We start from the raw sequence: 17,384 nt of genomic DNA on the forward strand, positions 1-17,384 counted from the left end.
TGGGTGCGAACACTCCCACCGGCCCGCAGCCGTGCGGCGGCCTGTCTTTTCAGGGGCGCGGGGCTGTATCGGTTTGCGGCTTCGCCGCGTGGGTGCGAATCACCCCCACCGGCCCGCAGCCGTGCGACGGCCTGTCTTTTCAGGGGCGCGGGGAACTGTGCGAAAACTCCCACGGACCCGCACCCCACAACGGCGCCCCGCCACCCCACTCGGCCCTCCTCAACCGGCACAAACCACCCACCCCTCCTACGCTCGACTCATGTCAGACGTGTACGCGGCCCGCCGAACCAGGCTGAGGGAACGCTGCCACGCGGCCGGCAGCCAGTCCGCCGTCATCTCACACCCGGCCAACGTGAGATACCTCGCCGGCGCCGCACCCAACGGCTCCGTCCTGCTCCTCGGCAGACGCGAGGATCTCCTCGTCTGCCCCGGCCCGCTGGACGACCGCCCCACCGGGGCCCGCCCCGACGAGTCCCTGCGGCCGCACCTCCTGGAAGGCCCCGGCGGTGACCCCGCCGTGGCCGCCGCCGACCTCGCCGCCGCCCAGGACGCCGACGCCCTCGCCGTCGAGGAGCACCACCTCACCGTGGCCCGGCACCGTGCCCTCGCCTCCGTCGCCCCCCACCTCCGCCTGACCGACCTGGGCAGCGCCGTCGAGCAGCTGAGGGTCGTCAAGGACGAGGAGGAGATCTCCTGCCTCCGCATCGGCGCCGAGATCGCCGACCAGGCCCTCGGCGAGCTGCTGGAGTCGATCCTCGTCGGCCGTACCGAACGGCACCTCGCCCTGGAGCTGGAGCGCCGCCTGGTCGACCACGGCGCCGACGGCCCGGCCTTCCCCACCTCCGTGGCGACCGGCCCGAACTCCGGCCGCCGCGGCCACCGTCCCACCGACCGGCGGGTGGAGGAGGGCGACTTCCTCTCCGTCTGCCTCGGCGCCACCTACCGCGGCTACCGCTGCGAGATCGGCCGTACCTTCGTGATCGGCACCTCGCCCGCCGACTGGCAGATCGAGCTCTACGACCTCGTCTTCGCCGCCCAGCGGGCCGGCCGGGAGAGCCTCGTGCCCGGCGCCGCCTACCGCGACGTCGACCGCGCCGCCCGCCAGGTTCTGGACTCCGCGGGCCACGCGGAGGACCTGCAGCCCCTCACCGGACACGGCGTCGGACTCGAAATCGACGAGGACCCGCAGCTCGCCCCTTCAGCCATGGGTAAACTGGACGCTTGCGTGCCGGTCACCGTCGAACCGGGGGTCCACCTCCCGGGCCGGGGCGGCGTCCGGATCGATGACACGCTCGTCGTGCGCCCCGAGGCGGACGGCGGACCCGAGCTACTCACCATCACGACCAAGGAGCTGCTCGCACTCTAGGCAAGGTGCGCGCCCCGGGGTCGTCCACGTCAGTCCAGGAGATTCCGCAACCGTGGCTTCCACGAACGACCTCAAGAACGGCCTGGTGCTCAAGCTCGAAGGCGGCCAGCTCTGGTCCGTCGTCGAGTTCCAGCACGTCAAGCCCGGCAAGGGCCCCGCTTTCGTGCGCACCAAGCTCAAGAACGTGCTGTCCGGCAAGGTGGTCGACAAGACCTTCAACGCCGGCGTCAAGGTCGAGACGGCCACTGTCGACAAGCGCGACATGCAGTTCTCGTACATGGACGGCGAGTACTTCGTCTTCATGGACATGGACACGTACGACCAGCTGCACATCGACCGGAAGACCGTCGGCGACGCCGCGAACTTCCTGATCGAGGGCTTCACGGCCGTCGTCGCCCAGCACGAGGGCGAGGTGCTCTTCGTCGAGCTCCCGGCCGCCGTCGAGCTGACCATCCAGGAGACCGAGCCCGGCGTCCAGGGCGACCGCTCCACCGGTGGCACCAAGCCGGCCACCCTGGAGACCGGCCACCAGATCCAGGTCCCGCTCTTCATCACCACCGGTGAGAAGATCAAGGTCGACACCCGCACGAGCGACTACCTCGGCCGGGTGAACAGCTAACCGTGGCTGCCCGCAACACGGCCCGCAAGCGTGCCTTCCAGATCCTCTTCGAGGGCGACCAGCGCGGGGCCGACGTCCTGACCGTCCTCGCGGACTGGATCCGGCTGTCCCGGGACGACACCCGGCAGCCGCCGGTGAGCGAGTACACCATGCAGCTGGTCGAGGGCTACGCCGAGCACGTCACGCGTATCGACGAGCTGATCGCCCAGTACGCGGTCGGCTGGACGCTGGACCGGATGCCGGTCGTCGACCGCAACATCCTGCGCCTGGGCGCGTACGAGCTGATCTGGGTCGACGAGACGCCGGACGCCGTCGTTCTCGACGAGATGGTGCAGCTCGCGAAGGAGTTCTCGACGGACGAGTCGCCCTCGTTCGTGAACGGGCTTCTCGGGCGTCTGAAGGAGCTGAAGCCGTCGCTGCGCCGCGAGGCGTGAGCCGACGAAACGCCGGAGGGCCTGCAGCAAGGCATGCTGCAGGCCCTCCGGCGTTCTGTGCGCCCAATGGGGTGGGTGGTGCGGTCGTCGGGCGGCTGACAGCCGTCTGGGGCTTGTCGCGCAGTTCCCCGCGCCCCTACGGGGCGCTGAAAAGCCGCCGGGGTGGCCGGAACCGTCAAGTTCCAGCCACCCCGGCGGCACGTTTCTGCTCAGGCGCTGGGCGGGTCAGGCGTCTTCGTGGGTGGCCACCGCGCGGCGGGCGTCGGCGTCCAGGACGCCCCAGCTGATCAGCTGCTCGGTGAGGACCGAGGGGGACTGGTCGTAGATGACGGCCAGTGTGCGCAGGTCGTCCTGGCGGATCGACAGCACCTTGCCGTTGTAGTCACCGCGCTGGGACTGGATCGTCGCCGCGTAGCGCTGCAGCGGGCCCGCCTTCTCGGCCGGCACGGTGGCCAGCCGCTCCAGGTCGAGGACCAGCTTCGGCGGGGGCTCGGCGGCACCGCCCGGGGTCGTGCCCGGCAGCAGCTCCTGCACCGGAACCCCGTAGAAATCCGCCAACTCTGCAAGGCGCTGTACGGTCACGGCACGGTCGCCGCGCTCGTACGAACCGACCACCACGGCCTTCCAGCGCCCCTGGGACTTCTCCTCGACACCGTGGAGGGAAAGGCCCTGCTGGGTGCGGATGGCCCGGAGCTTGGCCCCGAGCTGTTTGGCGTATTCGCTGGACATATGGCTCCCCGGACACTGTGTCGACGCGGCCGGCCTTGGTCCCGCCGCGCGGCTGGTAACTCACTGTGAGGTTACGCAGCGTTACTCTGTTGCGTCAAGCCGAATGGTCCGCACCGACTCTTCCGTGGTAGCGATGACCGATTACGCCAGGGGGGTGATCAGGGGCCTCTCCGCCACCTGCTACGGTGGATGGCGCAAATCCGACGTCCTTTAAAGTCCGTCCCGTGAGGCGGAGAAGGGGGTCCGTTTCGTATGGACAACAAGCAGAACAAGCAGGAAAAGCCCGACACCGCGGTGCAGGCTTCCGATGCACGGCCCGTTCTCGAAGGCCCGGACATCGCGCGGGTGCTGACCCGCATCGCCCACGAGATCGTCGAGCGCGCCAAGGGCGCCGACGACGTGGTGCTCCTCGGCATCCCGACCCGCGGCGTCTTCCTCGCCCAGCGGCTCGCCGCCAAGCTGGAGGAGATCACCGACCGCAAGATGCCCGTCGGTTCGCTCGACATCACCATGTACCGCGACGACCTGCGCATGCACCCGCCGCGTGCGCTGGCCCGCACCGAGATCCCCGGTGACGGCATCGACGGCAGGCTGGTGATCCTCGTCGACGACGTGCTCTTCTCCGGCCGCACCATCCGCGCCGCCCTCGACGCCCTGAACGACATCGGGCGCCCCCGCGCGGTCCAGCTCGCGGTGCTCGTCGACCGCGGCCACCGCGAACTGCCCATCCGCGCCGACTACGTCGGCAAGAACCTCCCCACGTCGTTGCGGGAGACGGTCAAGGTCCTGCTCGCCGAGGAGGACGGTCGCGACACCGTGCTGCTCGGCGCGAAGCCGACCTCGTAGCAGGCCGAGGGGTCCGCACCGCACCGGTGCGCCCATGCCTGCCCGCAATCTCCCGATATGTGAACTGCCTTACGGAGCCTGACAGATGCAGCGTCATCTCATCTCGGCCGCCGACCTCACCCGCGACGACGCCGTCCTGATCCTCGACACCGCCGAGGAGATGGCCCGGGTCGCCGACCGGCCGATCAAGAAGCTGCCGACCCTGCGCGGCCGCACCGTCGTCAACCTCTTCTTCGAGGACTCGACCCGGACCCGGATCTCCTTCGAGGCCGCCGAGAAGCGCCTCTCCGCCGACGTCATCAACTTCACCGCCAAGGGGTCCAGCGTCTCCAAGGGCGAGTCCCTGAAGGACACCGCCCAGACCCTGGAGGCGATGGGCGTCGACGCCGTCGTCATCCGGCACGGCGCCTCCGGAGCGCCCTACCGCCTCGCCAACTCCGGCTGGATCGACGCGGCCGTCATCAACGCCGGCGACGGCACCCACCAGCACCCCACCCAGGCACTCCTGGACGCCTTCACCATGCGCCGCCGCCTGGTCGGCCGGGACGCCGGGATAGGGCAGGACCTGGCCGGCAAGCGCATCACCATCGTCGGCGACGTCCTGCACAGCCGCGTCGCCCGCTCCAACGTCGACCTGCTGCACACCCTCGGCGCCGAGGTCACCCTGGTCGCCCCGCCCACCCTGGTGCCGGTCGGGGTCGAGCGGTGGCCGTGCGAGGTGTCGTACGACCTCGACGCCGTACTGCCCAAGTCCGACGCGGTGATGATGCTGCGCGTGCAGCGCGAGCGCATGAACGCCGCCTTCTTCCCGACCGAGCGTGAGTACTCGCGGCGCTACGGCCTCGACGGCGACCGCATGGCGAAGATGCCCGAGCACGCCATCGTGATGCACCCCGGCCCGATGGTCCGCGGCATGGAGATCACCGCCGAGGTCGCCGACTCCGAGCGCTGCACCGTAGTCGAGCAGGTCGCAAACGGAGTCTCCATCCGGATGGCCGTTCTGTACCTCCTGCTCGGCGGCAACGAACCCGCCGTCAGCCACGCCCGCACCACCGAGGAGAAGTAAGACCCATGAGCAAGATCCTGATCCGTGGTGCGAGGGTGCTCGGCGGCGAGCCGCAGGACGTCCTGATCGACGGCGAGACGATCGCGGAGGTCGGTGCCGGGCTGTCTGCCGAAGGCGCCGAGGTCGTCGAGGCCGCCGGCAAGGTGCTGCTGCCGGGCCTCGTCGACCTGCACACCCACCTGCGCGAGCCCGGCCGTGAGGACTCCGAGACCGTCCTCACCGGCACCCGCGCGGCCGCCGGCGGCGGCTACACGGCCGTGTTCGCCATGGCCAACACCTTCCCGGTCGCCGACACCGCCGGCGTCGTCGAGCAGGTCTACCGGCTCGGCCAGGAGCACGGCTACTGCGACGTCCAGCCGATCGGTGCCGTCACCGTCGGCCTGGAGGGCAGGAAGCTCGCCGAACTGGGGGCCATGCACGAGTCGGCCGCCGGGGTCACCGTCTTCTCCGACGACGGCAAGTGCGTCGACGACGCCGTGATCATGCGCCGCGCCCTGGAGTACGTGAAGGCCTTCGGCGGCGTCGTCGCCCAGCACGCCCAGGAGCCCCGGCTGACCGAGGGCGCCCAGATGAACGAGGGCGTCGTCTCGGCCGAGCTGGGGCTGGGCGGCTGGCCCGCGGTCGCCGAGGAATCGATCATCGCGCGGGACGTGCTGCTCGCCGAGCACGTCGGCTCCCGCGTCCACATCTGCCACCTCTCCACCGCCGGATCAGTCGAGATCGTGCGCTGGGCCAAGTCCCGGGGCATCGACGTCACCGCCGAGGTCACCCCGCACCACCTGCTCCTCACCGACGAGCTGGTGCGGTCGTACAACCCGGTCTACAAGGTCAACCCGCCGCTGCGCACCGAGCGCGATGTGCTGGCCCTGCGCGAGGCCCTCGCCGACGGCACGATCGACATCGTCGCCACCGACCACGCCCCGCACCCGCACGAGGACAAGGACTGCGAGTGGGCCGCGGCCGCCATGGGGATGGTGGGCCTGGAGACCGCGTTGTCGGTCGTCCAGGAGACCATGGTGGACACGGGCCTGCTGACCTGGGCCGGTGTCGCGGACCGGATGTCCGTCAAGCCCGCGCGGATCGGACAGGCCGTCGGCCACGGCCGTCCCGTCTCGGCAGGTGAGCCCGCCAACCTCACCCTCGTCGACACGGAATACCGTGGCCGGGTGGACCCCGCGGGCTTCGCCTCGCGCAGCCGCAACACCCCGTACGAGGGACGCGAGCTGCCGGGCCGTGTCACCCACACGTGGCTGCGGGGCAAGGCGACGCTCGTGGACGGGAAGCTGACGTGACACCTCTGATCCTGCTGGCCGACGAGAAGAAGTCGGCCGCGGTCACCGACTGGTCCGCCCGCATCGGCTGGCTCGTCGGCCTCGCCCTGTTCGTCGCGCTCGTCTACTGGCTCATGCGCGAGGGCTGGAAGTGGCGCGGCACCCTCCAGGGCGACCTCCCCGAGCTCCCCACCGCGCCGGATGACCTCGGTGAAGCGAGACTGACGATGAGCGGTCGCTATCACGGCTCCACCACCGCCGGGCAGTGGCTGGACCGCATCATGGCCCGCGGCCTCGGCTCCCGCAGCCGGGCCGAGCTCACCCTGACCGACGCGGGCCTGGACGTCGTACGCCCCGGCGCGACCGACTTCTTCATCCCCGCCGACGCGCTCCGCGAGGCCCTGCTCGGCAAGGGCATCGCGGGCAAGGTCCTCACCGAGGGCGGACTCCTCGTGGTGACCTGGGCGCACGGCGACAAGCTGATCGACTCCGGTTTCCGCTCCGACCACGCGGCCGAGCACACCGAGTGGGTCGACGCCATCAACTCCATGATCAAGACACCCAGCACGGAAGGCGCCGAACGATGACGACCTCCACAAGGGGAGCCGGCAAGGTTCCCGCGGTACTCGTCCTGGAGGACGGCCGGATCTTCCGCGGCCGCGCCTACGGGGCCGTGGGGGAGACCTTCGGCGAGGCCGTGTTCTCCACCGGCATGACCGGGTACCAGGAGACCCTGACCGACCCGTCGTACGACCGCCAGATCGTGGTCGCCACCGCCCCGCAGATCGGCAACACGGGGTGGAACGACGAGGACGACGAGTCCAGCCGTATCTGGGTCTCCGGCTATGTCGTGCGCGACCCCGCGCGCGTGCCCTCCAACTGGCGCGCCAAGCGTTCGCTGGACGCGGAACTGGTCGCGCAGGGCGTGGTCGGCATCTCCGGGATCGACACCCGCGCCCTCACCCGCCACCTGCGCGAGCGCGGCTCGATGCGCGCCGGCGTCTTCTCCGGCGAGGCGATCGCCACCGACGCCGAGCTCCTCGCGCGTGTGCAGGCCCAGCCGCACATGAAGGGCGCCTCGCTGTACGAGGAGGTCGCCACCAAGGAGGCGTACGTCGTCCCCGCGGTCGGGGAGAAGCGGTTCACCGTCGCCGCGATCGACCTCGGCATCAAGGGCATGACCCCGCAGCGCATGGCCGAGCGCGGCATCGAGGTGCACGTGCTGCCCGCGACCGCCACCGAGGACGACGTGTACGCCGTCTCCCCGGACGGCGTGTTCTTCTCCAACGGCCCCGGCGACCCGGCCACGGCCGACGGCCCGGTGGCCCTGATGACGTCCGTCCTGGCGCGGAAGACCCCGCTGTTCGGCATCTGCTTCGGCAACCAGATCCTCGGCCGCGCGCTCGGCTTCGGCACCTACAAGCTGAAGTACGGCCACCGGGGCATCAACCAGCCGGTGCAGGACCGTACGACCGGCAAGGTCGAGGTCACCGCGCACAACCACGGCTTCGCCGTGGACGCGCCGCTCGACAAGGTCAGCGAGACGGAGTTCGGCCGCGCCGAGGTCTCCCACGTCTGCCTCAACGACGACGTCGTGGAGGGGCTGCAGCTGCTCGACCAGCCGGCCTTCTCCGTCCAGTACCACCCCGAAGCGGCAGCCGGCCCGCACGACGCCGCCTACCTGTTCGACCGCTTCGTTTCCCTGATGGAGGGCCAGCGTGCCTAAGCGCACCGATATCCAGTCCGTCCTGGTCATCGGCTCCGGCCCGATCGTCATCGGCCAGGCCGCCGAGTTCGACTACTCCGGCACCCAGGCCTGCCGCGTGCTGCGCGCCGAGGGCCTCAGGGTCGTCCTGGTCAACTCCAACCCGGCGACGATCATGACCGACCCGGAGATCGCCGACGCGACGTACGTCGAGCCGATCACGCCCGAGTTCGTCGAGAAGATCATCGCCAAGGAGCGCCCCGACGCCCTGCTGCCCACCCTGGGCGGCCAGACCGCCCTGAACACCGCCATCTCGCTCGACAAGAACGGCGTCCTCGCCAAGTACGGCGTCGAACTGATCGGCGCCAACGTCGAAGCCATCAACAAGGGCGAGGACCGCGACCTCTTCAAGGAGGTCGTGGAGGAGGTCCGCCGCAAGATCGGGCACGGCGAGTCCGCGCGCTCGGTCATCTGCCACACCATGGACGAGGTCCTCGCGGGCGTCGAGGAGCTCGGCGGCGGCTACCCGGTCGTCGTCCGCCCCTCCTTCACCATGGGCGGCGCCGGCTCCGGCTTCGCCCACGACGAGGAGGAACTGCGCCGCATCGCCGGCCAGGGCCTCACGCTCTCCCCGACCACCGAGGTGCTCCTGGAGGAGTCCATCCTCGGCTGGAAGGAGTACGAGCTGGAGCTGATGCGCGACAAGCACGACAACGTCGTGGTCGTCTGCTCCATCGAGAACTTCGACCCCATGGGCGTGCACACCGGCGACTCGATCACCGTCGCGCCCGCGATGACGCTCACCGACCGCGAGTACCAGATCCTGCGCGACATCGGCATCGCCGTGATCCGCGAGGTCGGCGTCGACACCGGCGGCTGCAACATCCAGTTCGCGGTGAACCCCGAGGACGGCCGGGTCATCGTCATCGAGATGAACCCGCGCGTGTCGCGCTCCTCGGCGCTCGCTTCCAAGGCGACCGGCTTCCCGATCGCGAAGATCGCGGCGAAGCTGGCCGTCGGCTACACGCTGGACGAGATCCCCAACGACATCACGCAGGAGACCCCGGCCTCCTTCGAGCCCACGCTCGACTACGTGGTCGTCAAGGCTCCGCGGTTCGCGTTCGAGAAGTTCCCGCAGGCCGACTCCACGCTGACCACGACCATGAAGTCGGTCGGCGAGGCCATGGCCATCGGCCGCAACTTCCCCGAGGCCTTCCAGAAGGCGCTGCGCTCGCTGGAGAAGAAGGGCAGCCAGTTCACCTTCGTCGGCGAGCCCGGCGACAAGGAGACCCTGCTGCGCGAGGCGGTACGGCCCACCGACGGCCGGATCAACACCGTCATGCAGGCCATCCGCGCGGGCGCCACGCCCGAGGAGGTCTTCGAGTACACGAAGATCGACCCGTGGTTCGTGGACCAGCTCTTCCTGATCAAGGAGATCGCCGACGAGCTGGCCGAGGCGCCGGAGCTGAGCACCGAGCTGATCGCCGACGCGAAGCGGCACGGTTTCTCCGACCAGCAGATCGGCGAGATCCGCGGGCTGCGCGAGGACGTCGTCCGCGAGGTCCGGCACGCGCTCGGGGTGCGCCCGATCTACAAGACGGTCGACACCTGCGCCGCCGAGTTCGCCGCGAAAACGCCGTACTTCTACTCCTCCTACGACGAGGAGACCGAGGTCGCGGCGCGCGAGAAGCCGGCCGTCATCATCCTGGGCTCCGGTCCCAACCGCATCGGCCAGGGCATCGAGTTCGACTACTCGTGCGTGCACGCGTCCTTCGCGCTGAGCGACGCCGGGTACGAGACGGTGATGGTCAACTGCAACCCGGAGACCGTCTCCACCGACTACGACACCTCCGACCGGCTGTACTTCGAGCCGCTGACGCTGGAGGACGTGCTGGAGATCGTCCACGCCGAGCAGCAGGCCGGTCCGGTCGCCGGTGTGGTGGTCCAGCTGGGCGGCCAGACCCCGCTGGGCCTGTCGCAGGCGCTGAAGGACAACGGCGTGCCGATCGTCGGCACTTCCCCGGAGGCCATCCACGCGGCCGAGGACCGGGGCGCCTTCGGGCGGGTCCTCGCCGAGGCGGGCCTGCCGGCCCCCAAGCACGGCACGGCGACCACCTTCGCCGAGGCCAAGGCCATCGCCGACGAGATCGGCTACCCGGTCCTGGTCCGGCCGTCGTACGTGCTCGGCGGCCGCGGCATGGAGATCGTCTACGACGAGACCCGCCTCGCCGCCTACATCGCCGAGTCGACCGAGATCAGCCCCTCCCGGCCGGTCCTCGTCGACCGGTTCCTGGACGACGCGATCGAGATCGACGTCGACGCGCTCTACGACGGCGAGGAGCTGTACCTCGGCGGCGTCATGGAGCACATCGAGGAGGCCGGCATCCACTCCGGCGACTCGGCCTGCGCCCTGCCCCCGATCACACTCGGCGGCTTCGACATCAAGCGCCTGCGGGCCTCCACGGAGGCCATCGCGAAGGGGGTCGGCGTCCGCGGCCTGATCAACATCCAGTTCGCGATGGCCGGCGACATCCTCTACGTGCTGGAGGCCAACCCGCGCGCGTCCCGTACGGTTCCCTTCACCTCGAAGGCGACCGCGGTGCCGCTGGCCAAGGCCGCGGCCCGGATCTCGCTGGGCGCGACCGTCGCCGAGCTGCGCGCCGAGGGGCTGCTGCCGGCCCGCGGTGACGGCGGCGAGCTGCCGTTCGACGCGCCGATCTCCGTGAAGGAGGCGGTCATGCCGTGGTCGCGGTTCCGCGACATCCACGGGCAGGGCGTGGACACGATCCTCGGCCCGGAGATGCGCTCCACCGGCGAGGTCATGGGCATCGACTCGGTCTTCGGCACGGCGTACGCCAAGTCGCAGGCCGGGGCGTACGGTCCGCTGCCCACCAAGGGCCGCGCGTTCATCTCCGTCGCCAACCGCGACAAGCGCTCCATGATCTTCCCGGCGCGCGAGCTGGTCGCCCACGGCTTCGAGCTGCTCGCCACCTCCGGCACGGCCGAGGTCCTCAAGCGCAACGGCATCAACGCGACCGTCGTGCGCAAGCAGTCGGAGGGGGTCGGCCCCAACGGCGAGAAGACGATCGTGCAGCTTGTCCACGACGGCGAGGTGGACCTCATCGTCAACACGCCGTACGGCACGGGGGGTCGCCTGGACGGGTACGAGATCCGGACGGCCGCGGTGGCCCGGTCGGTGCCGTGTCTGACGACCGTGCAGGCGCTGGCGGCGGCTGTGCAGGGGATCGACGCGCTGAACCACGGGGACGTGGGGGTGCGGTCGCTCCAGGAGCATGCGGAGAGGTTGACGGCCGCGAGGGACTGAGGCCGTAGTGAGACTGCGGGCCCGTTGTGGCTGGTCGCGCCCACGCGGCGGAGCCGCATATTGAGTACTGCCCCGCGCCCCTTTCGGGGCGCGTTGCCCAGCTGTCTGTGAGGGGGGCACCGGTGTCGGTGTCCCCCTTGGTATGAGGACGTCATGTACAAGATCTTTTTCCAGCTCGTCTTCCGGCGGATGGACCCGGAAGCCGCCCACCACCTCGCCTTCCGGTGGATCCGGCTCGCCGTTCGCATCCCTGTGCTGCGTACCTTCGTCGCCGCCGCCCTTGCTCCCCGCTACAAGGAACTGCGTACCGAGGCCCTCGGGCTGCGGATGCACGGGCCGTTCGGGCTTGCCGCCGGATTCGACAAGAACGCCGTCGCGATCGACGGGATGTCGATGCTCGGGTTCGACCATGTCGAGATCGGGACCGTGACGGGTGAGGCGCAGCCCGGCAATCCCAAGAAGCGGCTGTTCCGGCTCGTCGCGGACCGGGCGCTCATCAACCGCATGGGCTTCAACAACGACGGTTCGCTCGCCGTCGCCGCGCGGCTGGCGACCCGTGAGGCCGTCTTCAGGACCGTCGTGGGCGTGAACATCGGCAAGACCAAGGTCGTACCGGAGGCCGAGGCCGTCGGCGACTACGTGAAGTCGGCCGAGCGGCTCGCGGCGTACGCGGACTACCTGGTCGTGAACGTGTCGTCGCCGAACACGCCGGGCCTGCGCAACCTCCAGGCGGTCGATCATCTGCGGCCGCTCCTGACGGCCGTGCGCGAGGCCGCCGACCGCGTGGTGGCGAACCGCCGGGTGCCGCTGCTGGTGAAGATCGCGCCGGACCTCGCCGACGAGGACGTCGACGCCGTCGCCGACCTGGCCGTGGAGCTGGGTCTGGACGGGATCATCGCGACCAACACCACCATCGCGCGGGAGGGGTTGGGGCTGCGCTCCGATCCCGCCCTGGTCAAGGAGACCGGCGGGCTCTCCGGGGCGCCGCTCAAGGCGCGCTCCCTGGAGGTGCTGCGGCGGCTGTACGCGCGCGTGGGCGACCGGATCACCCTGGTGGGCGTCGGCGGCATCGAGAACGCCGAGGACGCCTGGCAGCGCATCCTGGCCGGCGCCACGCTGGTCCAGGGCTACAGCGCCTTCATCTACGAGGGGCCGTTCTACGCTCGCGACCTCCACAAGGGCCTCGCGGCGCGCCTGCGCACCAGCCCGTACGCCACCCTCGCCGACGCGGTCGGCGCCGATGTGAGGAAGACCGTATGAGCCCGTTGGAGCCCTTCGGCGCGCGGCTGCGCAGTGTGATGGACGAGCGCGGCCCATTGTGCGTCGGTATCGACCCGCACGCCTCGCTGCTCTCCGAGTGGGGTCTGAACGACGACGTCGCGGGCCTGGAGCGGTTCAGCCGTACAGTCGTGGCGGCGGTGGCCGACCGGGTCGCGGTCATGAAGCCGCAGAGCGCGTTCTTCGAGCGGTTCGGCTCGCGGGGGATCGCCGTACTGGAGCGGGTGGTGCAGGAGGCGCGGGCGGCCGGGACGCTGGTCGTGATGGACGCCAAGCGCGGTGACATCGGCTCGACCATGGCCGGGTACGCGGAGGCCTATCTGGCCAAGGACGCCCCGCTGTTCTCGGACGCACTGACCGTCTCGCCGTACCTCGGCTACGGCTCGCTCAGCCCGGCCGTCGCGCTGGCCAGGGAGAGCGGGGCCGGCCTGTTCGTGCTGGCGCTCACCTCCAATCCGGAGGGCCCCGAGGTGCAGCACGCGGTGCGCGCCGACGGCCGTACGGTCGGCGCCACCATGCTGGCCCACCTGGCCGCCGAGAACGCGGGGGAGAAGCCGCTGGGTTCCTTCGGCGCCGTCGTCGGTGCCACGGTCGGCGACCTGTCGTCGTACGACCTCGACATCAACGGTCCGCTCCTCGCGCCGGGCGTCGGTGCGCAGGGGGCGACGGCCGCCGACCTTCCCGCGGTCTTCGGGGCCGCGGTGCGCAACGTGGTTCCAAACGTGAGCCGAGGTGTTTTGCGTCACGGTCCCGATGTCGGGGCACTGCGGGCGGCCGCGGAGCGGTTCGCGGGCGAGATCCGGGATGTCGTCGCAGGTCGGTGAGGACTCCGATGAGCGCTCCGGCGAGCCGTTCGGCGACGGCCTGAGCGTGAATACATCCTCAAATCCGGGGCAGTATGTCTGAAATGTCCGGCCTGACGGAGGCTGACCAGGACTTTTCCGCTGTTCTCGCTGACTCCGGCGGACTTGCCCGCTAGTCTCCGAGCAGAGTCAACGGGCAAGCGTGTTGCTCGTAGCTCCCCAGGTGTGGGGCGACTAGGTTCCTCACCGGTCCGTATCCGACAGTTCGACATCCGAGGTGACGTAGGCGTGGCTCTTCCGCCCCTTACCCCTGAACAGCGCGCAGCCGCGCTCGAAAAGGCCGCCGCGGCTCGCCGGGAGCGGGCCGAGGTCAAGAATCGACTCAAGCACTCCGGCGCCTCTCTTCACGAGGTCATCAAGCAGGGCCAGGAAAACGACGTCATCGGCAAGATGAAGGTCTCCGCCCTGCTTGAGTCCCTGCCGGGCGTGGGCAAGGTCCGCGCCAAGCAGATCATGGAGCGACTCGGGATCTCCGAGAGCCGCCGGGTGCGTGGCCTCGGGTCCAACCAGATCGCCTCCCTGGAGCGCGAGTTCGGCAGCACCGGTTCCTGATCGCCGGGCCGTCCGGGGCAGCGTCCCGGGCGGCCCGCGATTGCTGGAATAATCGCTGCATGGCTGCAACATTCCGGGGGACGACCCCCGAGCCCCCGGACGTACGTCCGCGGCTGACCGTGCTCTCCGGCCCCTCCGGGGTCGGAAAGAGCACGGTCGTCGCCCATATGCGCAAGGAACACCCCGAGGTCTGGCTCTCGGTGTCGGCGACCACGCGCAGGCCCCGCCCGGGCGAGAAGCACGGGGTCCACTACTTCTTCGTCTCCGACGAGGAGATGGACAAGCTGATCGCCAACGGCGAGCTCCTGGAGTGGGCCGAATTCGCCGGCAACCGCTACGGCACCCCGCGCGCCGCGGTGCTGGAGCACCTCGAAGCCGGTGTACCGGTCCTCCTGGAGATCGACCTCCAGGGTGCCCGGCAGGTCCGCGAGACCATGCCGGACGGCCGGCTGGTGTTCCTGGCCCCGCCCTCCTGGGAGGAGCTGGTACGCAGGCTCACCGGACGCGGCACCGAGGCGCCCGAGGTGATCGAGCGCCGGCTGGACGCGGCCAAGGTCGAACTCGCGGCCGAGCCGGAGTTCGACGAAACCCTGGTCAACACCTCCGTCGAGGACGTGGCGCGCGAGCTGCTAGCCTTGATGGACGTTGTGTGATCGTTGCTGATCATTCAGACTGAATCTTTCCCATCCATCGGAAGGCAGAGCGTGTCCTCTTCCATCACCGCGCCCGAGGGCATCATCAACCCTCCGATCGACGAGCTCCTTGAGGCCACCGACTCGAAGTACAGCCTCGTGATCTACGCGGCCAAGCGTGCCCGCCAGATCAACGCTTACTACTCGCAGCTCGGCGAGGGCCTCCTCGAGTACGTCGGTCCGCTCGTCGACACCCACGTCCACGAGAAGCCGCTCTCCATCGCCCTGCGCGAGATCAACGCGGGTCTGCTGACCTCCGAGGCCATTGAGGGCCCGGCGCAGTAGTACTTTCATATTGCAGTTGACTTATCCACAGGCCCGGCAATCGACTGCCGGGCCTGTGGTGTGTGATGGCGTCATGGATTCGACGAGTGGAGGCCCGGTGGACAAGCCGAAGGTCGTGCTGGGGGTCAGCGGCGGCATCGCCGCCTACAAGGCCTGTGAGCTGCTGAGAAGGTTCACCGAGTCGGGCCATGACGTCCGGGTCGTGCCCACCGCCTCCGCGCTGCACTTCGTCGGCGCCGCCACCTGGTCCGCCCTCTCCGGCAACCCCGTCTCCACCGAGGTCTGGGACCGCGTCGAGGAGGTCCCGCACGTCCGCATCGGCCAGCACGCCGACCTGGTCGTCGTCGCCCCCGCCACCGCCGACATGCTCGCCAAGGCCGCTCACGGCCTCGCCGACGACCTGCTCACCAACACCCTTCTCACGGCCCGCTGCCCGGTGGTCTTCGCCCCCGCGATGCACACCGAGATGTGGGAGCACCCGGCCACCCAGGAGAACGTGGCCACGCTGCGCCGCCGCGGTGCCGTCGTCGTCGAACCGGCGGTCGGCCGCCTCACCGGCGTCGACACCGGCAAGGGCCGGCTGCCCGACCCGGCGGAGATCTTCGAGGTCTGCCGTCGCGTCCTCGCGCGAGGGGTGCGGGAGCCCGACCTGGCCGGTCGGCACGTCGTCGTCTCCGCCGGCGGCACCCGCGAGCCCCTCGACCCCGTCCGCTTCCTCGGCAACCGCTCCTCCGGCAAGCAGGGCTACGCCCTCGCCCGCACGGCCGCCGCCCGGGGCGCCCGGGTGACGCTGGTCGCCGCGAACACCACCGGCCTGCCGGACCCGGCCGGCGTGGACGTCGTCCCGGTCGGTACGGCCGTACAGCTGCGCGAGGCGGTGCTGAAGGCGGCCGCCGACGCCGACGCCGTGGTGATGGCCGCCGCCGTCGCCGACTTCCGTCCCGCGGTCTACGCGGCCGGGAAGATCAAGAAGAAGGACGGCCAGGATCCCGAACCGATCGTCCTGGTGCGGAATCCGGACATCCTCGCGGAGATCTCGGCCGACCGGGCGCGGTCCGGACAGGTGATCGTCGGCTTCGCCGCCGAGACCGACGACGTCCTCGCCAACGGCCGGACCAAGCTGGCACGCAAGGGCTGCGACCTGCTCGTGGTCAACGAGGTGGGCGAACGCAAGACCTTCGGCTCCGAGGAGAACGAGGCCGTGGTGCTCGGCGCCGACGGCAGTGAGACACCTGTGCCGCACGGACCGAAGGAGGCCCTCGCCGACACCGTGTGGGATCTGGTGGCGGCCCGTTTGGGTTAACTTATTTCAGCCATATGTCAACTTTCTCGGGTGTGACATTACGGTGCGGTGACTCTGGTCAAGGCCGCCGGCCATTGGGCAGAATGCCCGTGCCGCAGGTCACAGCACTCCCGAGTGTCGAGACAGATGGGCCGGCGGCCGAGTGCGACCGATAAACTGTTCTCGGACGACGCCCGGGTGCAGCCCCCGCGTTGTCCGCCAATGATCAGCCAGCAGCCGCTGCAACCCCAGGGAGCGTTGTGTCCCGTCGCCTGTTCACCTCGGAGTCCGTAACCGAGGGTCACCCCGACAAGATCGCTGACCAGATCAGCGACACCATTCTCGACGCGCTTCTGCGTGAGGACCCGACCTCCCGGGTCGCCGTCGAGACGCTGATCACCACCGGCCTGGTGCACGTGGCCGGCGAGGTCACGACCAAGACGTACGCGGACATCGCGACGCTGGTCCGCAACAAGATCCTCGAGATCGGCTACGACTCCTCGAAGAAGGGCTTCGACGGAGCATCCTGTGGCGTCTCGGTCTCGATCGGCGCGCAGTCCCCGGACATCGCCCAGGGCGTGGACACGGCGTACGAGAACCGGGTCGAGGGCGACGAGGACGAGCTGGACAAGCAGGGCGCCGGTGACCAGGGCCTGATGTTCGGCTACGCGACGGACGAGACGCCGACGCTGATGCCGCTCCCGATCTTCCTGGCGCACCGCCTCTCCAAGCGCCTCTCCGAGGTCCGCAAGAACGGCACCATCCCCTACCTGCGCCCGGACGGCAAGACGCAGGTCACCATCGAGTACGACGGCGACAAGGCCGTCCGCCTCGACACGGTCGTCGTCTCCAGCCAGCACGCCTCGGACATCGACCTGGAGTCGCTGCTCGCGCCCGACATCCGCGAGTTCGTGGTGGAGCCGGAGCTGAAGGCGCTGCTGGACGACGGCATCAAGCTCGACACCGAGAACTACCGCCTGCTGGTCAACCCGACCGGCCGCTTCGAGATCGGCGGCCCGATGGGCGACGCCGGCCTGACCGGCCGCAAGATCATCATCGACACCTACGGCG

General features: G+C 69.9%; 17 protein-coding genes. 16 read left to right on the forward strand and 1 reads right to left on the reverse strand.

Going from position 1 to position 17,384, the window contains the following annotated elements; genetic code table 11:
• Positions 1-259: 259 nt before the first annotated feature.
• From SSP29_RS26205 to nusB, 3 genes are read left to right on the forward strand one after another with little or no spacing between them, the layout of a single operon-like run.
• On the forward strand, positions 260-1,366 hold the full coding sequence (locus SSP29_RS26205) for an aminopeptidase P family protein (RefSeq protein WP_089103251.1): 1,107 nt from the start codon (positions 260-262) through the stop codon (positions 1,364-1,366).
• 52 nt (positions 1,367-1,418) lie between these two features.
• A complete protein-coding gene (gene efp / locus SSP29_RS26210; protein ID WP_046726575.1) occupies positions 1,419-1,985 on the forward strand; it encodes an elongation factor P in 567 nt (188 codons plus the stop codon).
• Between the two features lie 2 nt (positions 1,986-1,987).
• On the forward strand, positions 1,988-2,419 hold the full coding sequence (gene nusB, locus SSP29_RS26215) for a transcription antitermination factor NusB (protein WP_089103252.1): 432 nt from the start codon (positions 1,988-1,990) through the stop codon (positions 2,417-2,419).
• A 225-nt stretch (positions 2,420-2,644) separates the two neighbouring features.
• Here nusB and bldD read toward each other — a convergent pair whose 3' ends face one another.
• Entirely contained in the window at positions 2,645-3,148 is a 504-nt protein-coding gene (bldD, locus tag SSP29_RS26220) for a transcriptional regulator BldD (RefSeq protein WP_020938842.1), read from the reverse strand.
• Positions 3,149-3,400: 252 nt separating this feature from the next.
• On the opposite strand from bldD, the gene pyrR reads away from it, so the two are divergent.
• The 13 genes from pyrR to metK all read left to right on the forward strand — a co-directional run.
• Positions 3,401-3,994, forward strand: a complete 594-nt coding sequence (pyrR, locus tag SSP29_RS26225; RefSeq protein ID WP_089103253.1) for a bifunctional pyr operon transcriptional regulator/uracil phosphoribosyltransferase PyrR — start codon at positions 3,401-3,403, stop codon at positions 3,992-3,994.
• A gap of 85 nt (positions 3,995-4,079) precedes the next feature.
• Complete coding sequence (locus SSP29_RS26230) at positions 4,080-5,060, forward strand: aspartate carbamoyltransferase catalytic subunit (RefSeq protein ID WP_089103254.1); 981 nt, start codon at positions 4,080-4,082, stop codon at positions 5,058-5,060.
• A gap of 5 nt (positions 5,061-5,065) precedes the next feature.
• On the forward strand, positions 5,066-6,352 hold the full coding sequence (locus SSP29_RS26235) for a dihydroorotase (RefSeq protein ID WP_089103255.1): 1,287 nt from the start codon (positions 5,066-5,068) through the stop codon (positions 6,350-6,352).
• Entirely contained in the window at positions 6,349-6,918 is a 570-nt protein-coding gene (locus SSP29_RS26240) for a PH-like domain-containing protein (protein WP_089103256.1), read from the forward strand. Before SSP29_RS26235 ends, SSP29_RS26240 begins: the two co-directional genes overlap by 4 nt.
• The gene (gene carA / locus SSP29_RS26245) at positions 6,915-8,057 is read left to right on the forward strand and encodes a glutamine-hydrolyzing carbamoyl-phosphate synthase small subunit (protein WP_089103257.1); all 1,143 of its coding nucleotides are present in this window, start codon (positions 6,915-6,917) and stop codon (positions 8,055-8,057) included. Before SSP29_RS26240 ends, carA begins: the two co-directional genes overlap by 4 nt.
• Complete coding sequence (gene carB, locus SSP29_RS26250) at positions 8,050-11,361, forward strand: carbamoyl-phosphate synthase large subunit (RefSeq protein WP_089103258.1); 3,312 nt, start codon at positions 8,050-8,052, stop codon at positions 11,359-11,361. Before carA ends, carB begins: the two co-directional genes overlap by 8 nt.
• Before the next feature lie 153 nt (positions 11,362-11,514).
• A complete protein-coding gene (locus SSP29_RS26255; RefSeq protein WP_089103259.1) occupies positions 11,515-12,621 on the forward strand; it encodes a quinone-dependent dihydroorotate dehydrogenase in 1,107 nt (368 codons plus the stop codon).
• The gene (pyrF, locus tag SSP29_RS26260; RefSeq protein ID WP_089103260.1) at positions 12,618-13,463 is read left to right on the forward strand and encodes an orotidine-5'-phosphate decarboxylase; all 846 of its coding nucleotides are present in this window, start codon (positions 12,618-12,620) and stop codon (positions 13,461-13,463) included. Before SSP29_RS26255 ends, pyrF begins: the two co-directional genes overlap by 4 nt.
• A gap of 267 nt (positions 13,464-13,730) precedes the next feature.
• The gene (locus SSP29_RS59125; RefSeq protein ID WP_003977346.1) at positions 13,731-14,054 is read left to right on the forward strand and encodes an integration host factor; all 324 of its coding nucleotides are present in this window, start codon (positions 13,731-13,733) and stop codon (positions 14,052-14,054) included.
• Positions 14,055-14,113: 59 nt separating this feature from the next.
• Entirely contained in the window at positions 14,114-14,707 is a 594-nt protein-coding gene (gmk, locus tag SSP29_RS59130; RefSeq protein ID WP_089103261.1) for a guanylate kinase, read from the forward strand.
• Positions 14,708-14,758: 51 nt separating this feature from the next.
• A complete protein-coding gene (gene rpoZ / locus SSP29_RS26275) occupies positions 14,759-15,031 on the forward strand; it encodes a DNA-directed RNA polymerase subunit omega (protein ID WP_005319902.1) in 273 nt (90 codons plus the stop codon).
• Positions 15,032-15,128: 97 nt separating this feature from the next.
• A complete protein-coding gene (gene coaBC / locus SSP29_RS26280; RefSeq protein ID WP_089103262.1) occupies positions 15,129-16,334 on the forward strand; it encodes a bifunctional phosphopantothenoylcysteine decarboxylase/phosphopantothenate--cysteine ligase CoaBC in 1,206 nt (401 codons plus the stop codon).
• A gap of 239 nt (positions 16,335-16,573) precedes the next feature.
• The coding region (metK, locus tag SSP29_RS59965) for a methionine adenosyltransferase (RefSeq protein ID WP_438363810.1) at positions 16,574-17,384 on the forward strand (811 nt) is incomplete at its 3' end.

It is taken from the genome of Streptomyces hyaluromycini (genome assembly GCF_002217755.1).
Taxonomy (GTDB): Bacteria; Actinomycetota; Actinomycetes; order Streptomycetales; family Streptomycetaceae; genus Streptomyces; species Streptomyces hyaluromycini.

What these genes read in the sequence shown, in the direction of transcription:
- SSP29_RS26205 (WP_089103251.1), top strand. Translation starts at nt 260, where the DNA reads ATGTCAGACGTGTACGCGGCCCGCCGAACCAGGCTGAGGGAACGCTGC.
- bldD (WP_020938842.1), bottom strand. Translation starts at nt 3,148, where the DNA reads ATGTCCAGCGAATACGCCAAACAGCTCGGGGCCAAGCTCCGGGCCATC.
- pyrR (WP_089103253.1), top strand. Translation starts at nt 3,401, where the DNA reads ATGGACAACAAGCAGAACAAGCAGGAAAAGCCCGACACCGCGGTGCAG.
- SSP29_RS26230 (WP_089103254.1), top strand. Translation starts at nt 4,080, where the DNA reads ATGCAGCGTCATCTCATCTCGGCCGCCGACCTCACCCGCGACGACGCC.
- SSP29_RS26235 (WP_089103255.1), top strand. Translation starts at nt 5,066, where the DNA reads ATGAGCAAGATCCTGATCCGTGGTGCGAGGGTGCTCGGCGGCGAGCCG.
- carA (WP_089103257.1), top strand. Translation starts at nt 6,915, where the DNA reads ATGACGACCTCCACAAGGGGAGCCGGCAAGGTTCCCGCGGTACTCGTC.
- SSP29_RS26255 (WP_089103259.1), top strand. Translation starts at nt 11,515, where the DNA reads ATGTACAAGATCTTTTTCCAGCTCGTCTTCCGGCGGATGGACCCGGAA.
- pyrF (WP_089103260.1), top strand. Translation starts at nt 12,618, where the DNA reads ATGAGCCCGTTGGAGCCCTTCGGCGCGCGGCTGCGCAGTGTGATGGAC.
- gmk (WP_089103261.1), top strand. Translation starts at nt 14,114, where the DNA reads ATGGCTGCAACATTCCGGGGGACGACCCCCGAGCCCCCGGACGTACGT.